The organism is uncultured Agrobacterium sp. (genome assembly GCA_913777615.1).
Classification (GTDB): Bacteria; Pseudomonadota; Alphaproteobacteria; order Rhizobiales; family Rhizobiaceae; genus Agrobacterium.
This window is the reverse complement of record CAJYTK010000002.1, coordinates 106,985-119,024: the sequence shown is the minus strand read 5'-3', so window position 1 is coordinate 119,024 and position 12,040 is coordinate 106,985. Positions and strand designations below refer to the sequence as shown.

Here is a 12,040-nt window from a genome sequence, read left to right as displayed (position 1 = left end):
TCATCCCGATCATTCCGCCAGTGCCCGACACCGATCTCAACGAGTACTTCGACCTGATCGAGCGCCGCTTTCTCAACCCGAAGATCGGCGACACCATTCCGCGTCTGGCGCAGGACGGCTCCAACCGGCAACCGAAGTTCATCCTGCCCTCGACCGCCGACCGTCTCGCCCAAGGCCTCGACATCGTCGGTCTGTCGCTGGTTTCCGCTTTGTGGTGCCGCTACTTCTACGGAACCTCGGACAGCGGCAAGCAGATCGTCTTCAACGACGCCAGCGCCGAACGCCTGCAGGCGGCCGCGATCAAGGCAAAGGACGACCCGATGGCGTTCCTCGCCTTGAGCGACATTTTCGGCGACGTCGCAAACTCAGACCTCTTCCGCACCCGCTTCGCTCATGCTCTAAACACATTGTGGGAAAAGGGTACCGCAAAGACGCTCGAACTCTATCTTCAAAACAGGCTGGTCGCGTAGCGGGCAGGTGTTCATGACGACAGGTCATGCGCGTCAACTCGAACGTGGAAGCGAAGGCCTCGGACAGAGGCGACGCCGACTGGTTTCAGCATAGGGAGATCACGTATGATACTTGAAAGATTTCGCCTTGATGGAAAGGTTGCGCTAATCACAGGCGGCACGCGGGGCATCGGGCTGGCTATCGCAAAGGCACTCGGTGAAGCTGGCGCGCGAGTTGTAATAAGTGCTCGGACATCTGTTCAAGATGCCAGTGACGCACTTTCGGACGCTGGGATCGAGTTTGAGTTCATTGCCGCTGACATGCGGGTCGAAACTTCCGCAAATATGTTGATCCAGCAGGTGCTAGAGCGCAATGGCAGACTCGATATCCTCGTCAACAACGCAGGCGTCGCCATCCATGGGGATAGTGCGGACTTCGATGACGATACGTGGCGCAAAGTTATGAGCCTCAACGTCGATGCCGTCTTCCGAGCCTGCCGCGCTGCGATCGCGCCAATGCGTGCCCAGAAGTCAGGGGTGATACTCAACATCGGTTCGATGTCCGGTATTGCATCGAATATCCCTCAAAACCAGGTCGCATATAATGCCTCTAAGGCTGCGGTTCATATGATGACAAAGAGTTTGGCGAGTGAACTCGCCGCTGAGAACATCCGCGTCAATGCCCTTGCCCCTGGATACATCGACACAGAAATGTCTCGAGGCGGTATCGAGAACCCGGAGTGGTTCCCTGTCTGGCGTGACATGACGCCTATGGGGCGTGTGGGCGAGCCAGATGAAGTTGCTGCCGCGGCCCTCTTTTTGTGCTCACCAGCCTCGAGTTATGTCACCGGCGAGGTTCTGGTCATCGACGGCGGATATACGACCCGGTAATGAGCCAGATCGAAATTGCTGTCTTGCGAACCAGACTTCGGTTCCTGCATCTTGAAGTTTTTCGGTGCGCAGGCCAGCATTGCAGTGGCCAGGATATCCGCCGCTGGCTGAGCGCTACGGCCAAGCGGTTCGGTTAGTATCAGCCTTCAGCGTGGCGCATTGGCCTTGTGCTTGGCATGATCGGCATTGACGACGATAGCGGTTCAGCACGGATCGACGGATCTCTATGGTGGCATCGAATTCGTCACTAGCGCTGTCGGTCGTTTCGGGAGAGCGCAAATCGCTTATGCAGCGCTCATCGAAAAATTATCTCGTTTTACGATCTCGAAACGGTTCTTACCCCCGGCTTTTGCCGCATAGAGAGCTCGGTCCGCCAGTGCAAACACATCGTTGGACACTGCTCCCTTTTTGATGACGGCTCCACCAACAGAAGCGCTGATCTTGAGCCTGGTCAATGATGACGGAGCCCAAAACCATTCGAGCGATTGAACAATGCGATTTCCAAGGTCTTGAAGGTGCTTTGCCGACTCGCAGCTGTGAATGACAGCAAATTCATCACCGCCGATACGCGATATAAGAACAGCATCCGGTAGTGCTTTAGTGAGCCTGTTCCCCGCTTCTCTGAGGCACTCGTCGCCCGACTGGTGCCCCAACGTGTCGTTGATCGCTTTAAAGCCGTCCAAGTCCAATAGCAGCAGTCCATACTGCATGTGAGTGGGACTGGTGCAAATCTCGTTGAAGATAGATTCAAACTTCGTGCGCGAAGCGAGCCCGGTCAACGCGTCAATTTCCGCTAGTCGACGAATATTGTCGACCATGGCCTTCTCGGCGGTAATATCCTGCTTCATTCCGAAAATGCGTACAGACCGTCCTTCACTGCGCTCGACGATAGCCGTGATCCTGATCCAGCGGGAGTTGCCCTTAGCGGTAATAATTTCCGCATCAAGCGTAAAACCGTTGCCCTCTTCTATTGCCGCATTGCGTGCCACTGTCAGCTTTTCCCGAGACTCCGGCGTGTAAAGCGCGACAATATCAGCCCTTGCCAGAGGGGTTTGCGGCGGTAGGTCGAAAAACTCGAATACCGTATCTGTCCACGTCAGTGTTTCGTCGGGAAGGCTACACTCCCAGACGCCAACACGAGCCGCCTTGAACGACTTTTCGAATAAGCCTTGCAAGTGATTGAACTGATCTGATGGAGCGGCTGGGCGTTCGCTCGTATGGATCGAAGTCGGATGTTCGGTTGGCAAGTGCATTTTCGACCTCACTGGCTAAGTCGACGCCAACTTCAAATTGGCGTTTAGCGCACATACTGCATTGAAAAAGTTGAATGAAAGTTGCGGTTTTCCAGCCAAGCGGTGGATAACCGAGATATATTTGGTTTCTTCCAACACTTACGATTATGTCACGGTCGGTCCCGTTCAATATCGTTTTTTCGAAAACGGCTCAATTTTTTTGCGCAACATCTTTCACGGATCGAGGCCAGCGCAGCGGGCTGTGTTGCGAATATGCGTTTCCATTTCTGCCTTCGCCAAGTTTCCATCATTCAGACGTAGAGCCTCGATGACGCGCCGATGTTCGGCAATCGAGTTCCGCATTCGCGCTGGATCGGTGATCGGAATGGGCTGGCGTTGGGTTTCTGTGATCAGTTCCCGCACCGTCTGGTAGAGCGCCTGCATCATGGCATTCGAGCAGCCCGAGACGATTGTCGAATGGAATTGCAGATCGGCCTCGACATTGGAGATCACATCCTGCTTTTCCCAGGAGCGCTCCATTGTCTCCGTTGCCTGCTCCATTTCGTCCAGTTGGCGTTGCGTCAATCGGCCAGCAGCCAGCTTTGCAATTTCTCCCTCAAGAAGCGCGCGCGTCTGAAATACATCGAAAGCGGAATAGCTTTGAGAATAGCGCCATGGCGCCATATTGGCAGCGGGACCGGCAGCACGTTCCGCAGGCGACGTGACGAATGTTCCACGCCCGGCCTCCGTCTTGACCATCCCGAGTGTTTCGAGAGTGAGCAAGGCTTCGCGAAGGGAGGCCCGGCTGACACCGAACTGTTCCGACAGTTCACGCTGAGACTGGATTTTTTCGCCGGGTTTCAGCACGCCTTTCTGGATCAGGCTCTGGATTTCGCGCGCCACCGTCTGGGGCAGAAGCGTTTTATTCAGCATCTAGCGGCGGTCCTCTCGTCTCGTATTCAACATCTATTTTCAAGGTCGCGGCTTGCCAAGATGCAAAGTCCGTGCTTGTGTGGTCTAACTGGTCCGACCAGTTAGACCACAATGTGCGATCGTGTATCAAATAACAAGGGGAACACTGATGAAACGCATGACAGCGACATTTCTAACCGCCTCGCTTGCAGCAGGCATCGCATTTATGAGCATGCAAGCGGCCCAGGCAGCCGATCTGATGGTTGGCGCGAACATCGGCAATGTGCCGTGGGAGTTTCAGGATGCTTCCGGCAAGGTGGTTGGCTTTGAGGTCGATCTCGTCAACGAGGTGGCGAAGCGCCTGGGTAAATCCGTCGAGTTTGTGAACACCCCGTTCAACGGCCTGTTTTCCGCGGTCCAGTCGGGCCGCATCAACATGGCGATCTCATCGATTACCATTACACCGAAGCGTCTTGAATCGGTGTCCTTCGCCCAGCCTTATTACGACAGCGACCAGTCGCTGACCGTCACTGCAAAATCCGGCATCACCGGATTGAAGGAGATGGCTGACAAGGTGGTCGGCGTCGACACTGGCTCGACCGGCGATATGTGGGCGGAAAAGAACAAGGCGGAATACAAATTTTCAGACATTCGCCGTTTTGAGGGCCTGTCGCCCGCCATGCTCGATCTCGTCGCTGGCCGCATCGATGGCTACATCAGCGACATTCCAGCCCTTCTTTATTACGTCAAAGACAAGCCCGAACTGAAGGTGGTGGCTCGCATCCCAACGGGCGAGAAATACTCGATCATGTTCAACAAGGGCGATCCTCTCGCAGCGCAGGTCAACGGCGTCATCACCGAGATGAAGAAGGATGGTTACCTTGCCAAGCTGCACCAGACCTGGTTCGGAGCCCCTGCCGAAGAGAAGACCTCGACGGTGATGGTCTTGGATATGCCAAAGATCTGATAGCGCCACAGCCGCCAGCGGAGTTCTTATCCGCTGGCGACGGCATCGATCCGGGAATCGGAACCGATTTTTGGAAAGCGCGATGCTGAGACTCACAAAAGTTAGAGCGTTCTGATGCATCCTAGAGGACGCGTCGCGCTCTAAAGGGAGCCTTTGCGGCATGAATCTCGTCAACACCTTCTTCAATTACGATGTCTTCGTTCAGAGCCTTCCACAACTCTTGTGGGGCTTGGTCGTGACGCTTCAGATTGGCATCGTCAGCATCGTCGCGGGTCTCGTCGGTGGGCTTGTCCTGGCCGTCGCCAGGCTTTACGCGCCACGAGCAATCGTGCTGCTCATCCGCATCTACGTGGATGTCTTCCGGTCCATTCCGCTGCTCGTTCTTCTCATCGTCATCTACTACGCGCTACCTTTTGTCGGCATCAGGCTTTCGCCATTCCTGTCGGCGGTTGCGGCGCTTTCGCTTGTCTCTGCAGCTTACACTGCCGAGATATTCCGGGCGGGGATCGACGCCATACCGACCGGGCAATTCGAGGCCTCTGCAGCTCTTGGTCTTTCCAATCGCCATACCATGGCCGACATCATTCTCCCCCAGGCGATCCGCATCGTGATCCCACCACTCACCAACAATTCCATTAACGTTCTCAAGGACACGGCATTGGCGTCGGTGGTGGCGATGCCCGACCTTCTGAAGCAGGCAACACAGGCGCAGGCCTTGAGCGCAAACCCCACACCCTTGATAGGAGCCGCAGTGATTTACGTTCTGCTCCTCTGGCCGATGGTGGCGGTCGTATCCCGGCTGGAAATCCGCTTCGGCGCAGGGAGACGCAGATGACCGCTCTCAGCAGAAACATCATCCACGTCGAAAAGCTGTTCAAGGCCTACGGCACATACACCGTTCTTCACGGCATCGATCTGCAGATCGCCGAAGGCGAAGTCGTCTGCATCATCGGTCCGTCCGGCTCCGGCAAATCGACGCTGATCCGCTGCATCAATCACCTTGAGTCTTTCTCGACTGACAGTACCATCACCGTTGACGGAACGAGGGTGCGTCCAGGCAAGGAACTGGCGAAAGTGCGCGCCGAAGTTGGCATGGTCTTCCAATCCTTCAATCTCTTTCCGCATATGACAGTACTTAAAAATGTCATGCTGGCGCCCATGCGGGTGCGCGGGCTGAGCGAAGCCGAAGCCGCTGTCCGGGCTAGAGATTTGCTCGCCCGTGTTGGCATTTCCGAGCAGGCGGACAAGTTTCCCGGCCAACTCTCCGGCGGTCAGCAGCAGCGCGTGGCAATCGCGCGCGCTTTGGCCATGGAGCCGAAGGTTCTTCTGTTCGATGAACCGACATCGGCTCTCGATCCGGAAATGGTGGGAGAGGTGCTGGACGTCATGCGACGCCTGGCGGGCACCGGCGTGACGATGATTGTCGTGACGCATGAGATGGGCTTTGCCAAGCAGGTGGCCGACCGGGTCATCTTCATGGATGGCGGAAAGCTGGTCGAGATGGGGACCCCTCAGCAAATATTCGACACCCCCCAAGAAGAAAGAACGCGCAGCTTCCTGCGCGCCGTACTCAATCATTGAATTATGTCTGTGGAGGACACACCCGTGAACGATCACCCATCGCTTGATCTGGACTTTGTGCGAAGCCAATTTCCGGGTTTGGGAAGAGGTTGGACCTTCTTCGACAATGCCGGCGGCTCACAAATTCTCCAAGGTGCGATCGATCGCATCAACACCTTTCTGATCGAGCGAAACGTCCAGATTGGTGGCTCCTATGAGGTCTCGCAAAAGGCTGCTGAGGCGCTCTATGAGGCCCGCACCGCTGCCATGCATCTTGTCAATGCTGGACGGCCGGAAGAAATCGTCTTTGGCAACTCGACCACTGCGCTTTTGCAGAACCTGGCGCGCGCCATGGAAAGCCAGCTTAAGCCCGGCGATGAGATCATCGTGACCGTGAGCGATCATGAATCCAACATCGGCCCTTGGGATCGTCTGAAATCGGCAGGCGTGACAATCAAGTTCTGGCCACTCAACAAGGAAACTTTGACGCTCGATCTGGCTGATCTAGAGCCCTTGATGTCAGAGCGCACGCGGCTTGTTTGCGTAACGCACGTGTCCAACATTCTCGGCTGCATCAATCCGGTGCGCGAGATTGCCGACTTCGTTCATGCGCGTGGCGCCCGGATATGTGTGGATGCCGTGGCCTACGCTCCCCATCGTCTTGTCGACGTCCAGGCCTTCGACGTGGATTACTACGTTTTCAGCCTCTACAAGACCTACGGCCCCCATTACGCGTTGATGTATGGCAAGTATGACCATCTTCTCGAGCTCGACACGCTTTACCACTATTTCTACGGCAAGGATAAAGTGCCGGGCAAGCTGGAGCCGGGTAACCCGAATTACGAGCTTGCCTATTCGACTTGCGGCATCGTTGATTACCTGACGACGCTCGGAGAACAAGCGGGCGATGCGGGAAGTATTCGCAGCCGCATTGTAACCGCCTTCAGGGCGATTACCGCACAGGAAGACGCGCTAACCGAGCGACTGTTGTCCTATCTGCGTTCGCGAAACGATTGCCAGATCGTCGGCAAGAGCCAGAATGGGAACAGTTCCCGCGTTCCCACCATTGCATTCCGCCTGGATGGCCGAGACGCTGCGGAGATCTGCAAGGCAATGGATCAGCATCACATCGCCATGCGGTTCGGCGACTTCCATTCGCGTCGCTTGGCCGAATATTTAGGCCTGACAGACCATGGCGGTATGCTCAGAGTATCGATGGTTCACTACAACACTCTGGAAGAAGTCGATCGCTTCACGCAGGCTCTCGACCACATTCTCTCCGGCGAAACAGGGTTTGCAAAAGCAAGCTGACGAAAGGACGGCCTTGATGCGCTTCGACACAATCATCCGGAATGGGACCGTGGCCACGGCAAGCGACACCTTTGTCTGCGACATCGGGATCCTGGACGGAAAGATCGCGACACTTTCAAGCGGACTTGACGATGCAGCGGAGATCATCGACGCCACCGGCCTTTTCGTGCTGCCGGGAGGAATAGACAGCCACGTCCACCTTGATCAGCCGTCTGGGGAAGGCATTGTCATGGCGGATGACTTCGAAAGCGGAACGCGCTCGGCGGCCATCGGCGGAAACAGCATGGTGCTGACCTTCTGCATGCAGGAGAAAGGGCAGACATTGCGCGAGGCCCTCAAGGTCTATCACGCCAAGGCCGAAGACAAGTGCTACACGGATGTTGCTTTCCATCTGGTCATTACCGATCCAACACCTGAGGTCCTGGGGCAGGAGCTGCCAGCGCTGGTAGAGGCGGGCTATACGTCTCTCAAGGTTTTCATGACCTATGAAGGGCTTCGATTGCGGGACGATCAGATACTGGACACGCTCGATGCGGCGCGTCGCACCGGCGCGCTCGTCATGGTCCATTGCGAGAATGAAGATGCGATCCGCTATCTGATCGGTCGCCACGAAGACGAAGGAAAGCTTGCCCCCAAATACCATGCCACGACACGGCCGATTGCAGCAGAGCGCGAAGCAACGCATCGGGCCTTGTCGCTTGCAGAGATTGTGGACGTCCCAATCGTCATCGTTCATGTCTCCAATCGCGAGGCCATGGAGGAAATTCGCAGGGCACGGATGCGTGGACAGAAAATTGCCGGCGAAACCTGCCCGCAATATCTGATGCTGACAGCGGCCGATCTGGATCAGGATGCGTTGGAGGGCGCAAAATATGTCTGCTCTCCTCCGCCGCGTGACAGACAAAGCCAGGACGCGTGCTGGGAGGGCCTGGAGCAGAACGTCTTCGATCTCTTCTCATCCGATCACTGCCCGTTTCGCTATGATGACCGCGAAGGCAAGCTGAACGAGAGGGGCAAACGGCACTTCCGCTGGATCCCGAATGGCATTCCAGGAGTTGCCACCCGGCTGCCGATCCTGTTTTCCGAAGGTGTGATGAAAGGGCGCATCTCTCTCAACCAGTTCGTCGCCCAAACCTCGACCAATCACGCCAAACTCTACGGGCTCTATCCGCAGAAGGGCACGATTGCGGTTGGATCGGACGCCGATCTGGCGCTCTGGGATCCAGACAAGCGGGTGACCATCACCAATGATCTGCTGGCGCATGGATCTGATTACACGCCTTATGAAGGTCTTGAGGTGCGGGGCTGGCCGATACGGCTACTCCTGCGTGGCAAGTCCATTGTTGAAGACGCCGCGATGGCTCAAGGCGAGGTCCGCGGCAAATATGTTACCCGCAAGACGTCTTCGCTTGTGAAATAGGGCTGGATGCATAGAGACGAACGCAGCAAGGCGATTCCGGGTCCGGCAGTCGCCTTGCGTTATCCGCTCTCTGAGCCGGGTTCGCAGCAATAGTGAGTGACCCATCGATTCAAAGATCTTCCAGCTCAACGAGCCCGCTCGAGCCCCGCTGAATGCCTTGATGAGAAAGCTCACCTCGTCGATCTGGCTAATCTGGATCGCGAGCTCATGCTGCCGGCCTGGCGCGGCGGCGATTTTGCCCGCGTGGGTGCGAAGTGTATTCACCTGCCCGAAACATCAACCTAATTAAACCGGATCATCACGTCTTGAAACGTGGTAGGGAATCCTGAGTTGAGGGGAAACGTCAGATGGCGCGGACACTGATAAGGCCGGGCGGACGCAGCGAGCGTATTCAGGTTGCCGTTCATAAGGCGGTCAAAGAACTGATTTCGGAAATCCCGGCAGAGAACGTCACCATAGCGCTCATCGCTGCCCGGGCAGAAGTGCCGCCGTCGACGATCTACCGTCGATGGGTGACGCTCGATCAACTGTTGCTCGATGTGGCCAATCAGCGTTTTCTGCCTGACGCCGTGCCGCCCGATACTGGAAGTTTCAGGGGCGATCTCGCGGTCTGGATCGAGCAGACGGTGGATGATCTGTCGTCTGCGCCAATGAGAGCGCTTCTCGGAGAGCGCTTGGTCAATCGCAAGATTTCCGAGGTCGCCGCCGGTTATGTCTACATGAATTTTCGCTATCTCACCGATCGCTGTGCGTCTCGCGGTGAGCCCGTGCCCTCTCCCGACCGGCTTGTCGACATGGTCTTTGCGCCGTTGATCTATCGGATTTTCTTTGCCAATCAGGTGATCACCAAGTCCTATCAGGCAGAGCTTGTCGAGACGGCGGTCTCGTCGCCCTTGTTGACGCAGCCACTTTGCGATCAGCCAAGCCTTGGCGAGTATGCGATTTTCGAAAACGATGTTCAGTGATGTAACGAGCTTGGCTGTGAGAACGCGGGCCTAAACTCAAACGCATCACGACACTCCTGCCTTGGCTGAAATGCTTCGGCAGCCGCATCTGGAAGACGTACGCCGTCCCTGAGCGGGTTATATAACGCAAGCCTTTCCGTTTTTTAAGACCACGAGGAGACTGTTGTTCACCATCAGCGCCGGTTACACGGTCTGTTACTTTCATGCCAAAGCTCTTTCCTTGACGAGCTATTGGCTGAACATCCGTTGGAATCCCAAGAGGTTAGGCGGGGTTGGTGGAGAGGACGTGAGAATATGGCGGAGAGGGTGGGATTCGAACCCACGATACCCTTGCAGGTATGCCGCATTTCGAGTGCGGTGCATTCGACCACTCTGCCACCTCTCCGGCGTGCTGTGGTAAGCGGGCCGTTCATAGCCACACGTCTGTCACCATGCAAGTGCAAAATTCTGTTTTGTCTTGAAAACCTTGCCAATCGAGGTGGTATGTTTCGGGATGCGTTGGCTGAGACCTTTTCGACGAGGCGTAAGGGGAGGGCGATTCGGACCATTCTGCGATTGATTGGTCTGACGCCCGTGCACACCGAGGGAGCGATGTCTGCAGAAAGTCTGTTATGAGGAAGGGCTTTCTTGCAGATTTAGCCCTTAAGGTTATGTTATTCCTTGGGTATCAACAGCTATCTGGCACGTCTGTTGTTCTTTCGCTATGTTGCCTGTCTTCAACAGGGTTCAGCGCGTGTGGCGACGTTGCCCTGTCCGCAATTCCGCGCTGCAAATGGCGACGTTTCGCCGAGCTTATTCCGAGGGGATTTCTTTGCACTATGTGAGTGGGGGCGAATGCGGACGGATTTTTCGTGATTTTGACTGGGGCGCGAGCCCTCTCGGGTGCAAGGACGACTGGCCGGTAGAGCTGAAAGTTCTCGTCAGCGTCATGCTTGGCTCTTTGCAGCCGATGCTGATCGTTTGGGGGCCGCAGCAAACCACTCTTTATAATGACGGTTACGCGCTTATGTGCGGCAATCGGCATCCTCAGGCGTTTGGCCGATCCTTCAAGGAACTCTGGTTCGATATCTGGGATAAGGTCGAGCCCATCATCAGCGCTGCCTATGCGGGCCAGGGCACCTCGATGGATGACATCGAATTTACCATGCATCGCAAGGGATATCCGGAAGAAACGCATTTTTCGTTCTCGTACACGCCCGTGCGTAACCATTCTGGCGAAGTGCTCGGGATGTTCTGTGCCTGCTCCGAAATTACCGGCGAGGTTTTGATGCGGCGCGAACAGAAGCTGCAGCAGGAGCGCTTGCGGCAGGTGTTCCAGCTTTCGCCGGGCGGGATTGCCACGCTTGTCGGTCCCGGCCACGTTTTCGAATTTGCCAATGAGGAGTGTTATTCGATCATCGGCGCTGGTCGCGATATTATTGGAAGACCACTTGCCGAGGCGCTTCCGGAGGTGGTGCGCCAAGGCCATATCGAGAAGATAGACGAAGTCTACAGAACCGGGGAGCCTTTTGTTGCGAGGGGGCAGCCGATCGAACTCAATCGTGGACCTGCCGGTGAGAAACAGAACAGGTTGATCGACCTCGTCTATCAGCCGATGCGCGATCCCACGGGCATGATTTCCGGTATCCTTGTTCAAGCGCAGGATGTGACCGAGCGTCTTGCGGAAGAGCGCCACAAGGAGATGGTGGCGCATGAGCTTGGGCATCGTCTCAAGAACCAGCTGGCCATGGTGCAGGCCATCGCGTCTCAGACGCTACGTTCGGCCCCCGATGTGAATATAGCGCGCCAGACGCTCGCCGAGCGCATCAATATCTTAAGCCGTGCTCATGACACCGTGATTCAGGGTGGCCTCGGCTCCTCTACAGTGCGCAATCTCGTCGGTCAGATGCTGGCGGTGCATGATGATCCGAATGAGCCACGCTTCGTGGTGAGAGGACCGGACATTCAGGTGGGTTCGCGTCCGGCCTTGTCTCTCTCGCTCATTCTGCATGAACTGGCTACCAACGCGGTGAAATATGGTGCTCTTTCATCGAGCGATGGCACCATCGAGATTTCGTGGCGTGTCATTCCTCGCGATCGAGAGTTCTTCGAGTTTCGTTGGGAAGAAAAAAGCGGTCCGCCAGTAAGCGCGCCGGAGCGTGTGGGGGCTGGGTCACGCCTGATCAAAGCCGGTATTTCCGGTGCGTCCTGCAGCAAGGTTACTGTTCTCTATGAACCGACCGGTCTCATCTGCAATGTCGAGGCAGATCTGGTTACATTCCAGCAGGACAATTGACCGGTCAGTAGATGCATGCAGGGCGCGTTGGCCAAGATCCGCGCAAATCTGCTCGGCA

The 12,040-nt window shown here is 56.2% G+C and carries 10 protein-coding genes, 1 tRNA gene and 1 pseudogene; 9 read left to right on the top strand and 3 right to left on the bottom strand.

All coding sequences use genetic code 11. The features are described 5' to 3' along the window. Together QZ862_RS01650 and QZ862_RS01645 are read left to right on the top strand one after the other, a co-directional pair. A pseudogene (locus QZ862_RS01650) lies at positions 1-470 on the top strand (mannitol dehydrogenase family protein); the annotation flags it as partial. A 105-nt stretch (positions 471-575) separates the two neighbouring features. Beyond that, positions 576-1,340: an SDR family NAD(P)-dependent oxidoreductase gene (locus QZ862_RS01645; protein ID WP_296022400.1), complete on the top strand. Its 765-nt coding sequence runs from the start codon at positions 576-578 to the stop codon at positions 1,338-1,340. Between the two features lie 284 nt (positions 1,341-1,624). Here the strand turns inward: QZ862_RS01645 and QZ862_RS01640 are convergent, their stop codons facing one another. Both QZ862_RS01640 and QZ862_RS01635 read right to left on the bottom strand, forming a co-directional pair. Beyond that, positions 1,625-2,593, bottom strand: coding sequence for a diguanylate cyclase (locus tag QZ862_RS01640; protein ID WP_296097111.1), 969 nt, complete (start codon positions 2,591-2,593; stop codon positions 1,625-1,627). A 213-nt stretch (positions 2,594-2,806) separates the two neighbouring features. Then, positions 2,807-3,505: a FadR/GntR family transcriptional regulator gene (locus QZ862_RS01635; RefSeq protein WP_296022397.1), complete on the bottom strand. Its 699-nt coding sequence runs from the start codon at positions 3,503-3,505 to the stop codon at positions 2,807-2,809. Positions 3,506-3,662: 157 nt separating this feature from the next. Here QZ862_RS01635 and QZ862_RS01630 point away from each other — a divergent pair, with 157 nt between their 5' ends. The 6 genes from QZ862_RS01630 (at position 3,663) to QZ862_RS01605 (ending at position 9,707) form a co-directional block, all read left to right on the top strand. Beyond that, on the top strand, positions 3,663-4,451 hold the full coding sequence (locus tag QZ862_RS01630) for a transporter substrate-binding domain-containing protein (protein ID WP_296097121.1): 789 nt from the start codon (positions 3,663-3,665) through the stop codon (positions 4,449-4,451). A 160-nt stretch (positions 4,452-4,611) separates the two neighbouring features. Further along, a complete protein-coding gene (locus tag QZ862_RS01625; RefSeq protein WP_296097109.1) occupies positions 4,612-5,286 on the top strand; it encodes an amino acid ABC transporter permease in 675 nt (224 codons plus the stop codon). Beyond that, positions 5,283-6,032: an amino acid ABC transporter ATP-binding protein gene (locus QZ862_RS01620; protein WP_296097107.1), complete on the top strand. Its 750-nt coding sequence runs from the start codon at positions 5,283-5,285 to the stop codon at positions 6,030-6,032. Before QZ862_RS01625 ends, QZ862_RS01620 begins: the two co-directional genes overlap by 4 nt. Positions 6,033-6,056: 24 nt before the next feature. Then, a complete protein-coding gene (locus QZ862_RS01615; protein ID WP_296097105.1) occupies positions 6,057-7,322 on the top strand; it encodes a cysteine desulfurase-like protein in 1,266 nt (421 codons plus the stop codon). A gap of 16 nt (positions 7,323-7,338) precedes the next feature. After that, positions 7,339-8,742 carry a dihydropyrimidinase gene (gene hydA / locus QZ862_RS01610; protein ID WP_296097103.1) on the top strand — a complete coding sequence of 468 codons (1,404 nt, stop codon included), beginning with the start codon at positions 7,339-7,341 and terminating at the stop codon, positions 8,740-8,742. A gap of 347 nt (positions 8,743-9,089) precedes the next feature. Further along, the gene (locus tag QZ862_RS01605) at positions 9,090-9,707 is read left to right on the top strand and encodes a TetR/AcrR family transcriptional regulator (RefSeq protein ID WP_296097099.1); all 618 of its coding nucleotides are present in this window, start codon (positions 9,090-9,092) and stop codon (positions 9,705-9,707) included. A gap of 295 nt (positions 9,708-10,002) precedes the next feature. On the opposite strand, the gene QZ862_RS01600 is transcribed toward QZ862_RS01605, so the two are convergent. Beyond that, positions 10,003-10,092: transfer RNA gene (locus QZ862_RS01600), tRNA-Ser, on the bottom strand. A 435-nt stretch (positions 10,093-10,527) separates the two neighbouring features. Here QZ862_RS01600 and QZ862_RS01595 point away from each other — a divergent pair. Next, positions 10,528-11,982, top strand: a complete 1,455-nt coding sequence (locus QZ862_RS01595; protein WP_296097119.1) for a PAS domain-containing sensor histidine kinase — start codon at positions 10,528-10,530, stop codon at positions 11,980-11,982. Positions 11,983-12,040: the final 58 nt, after the last annotated feature.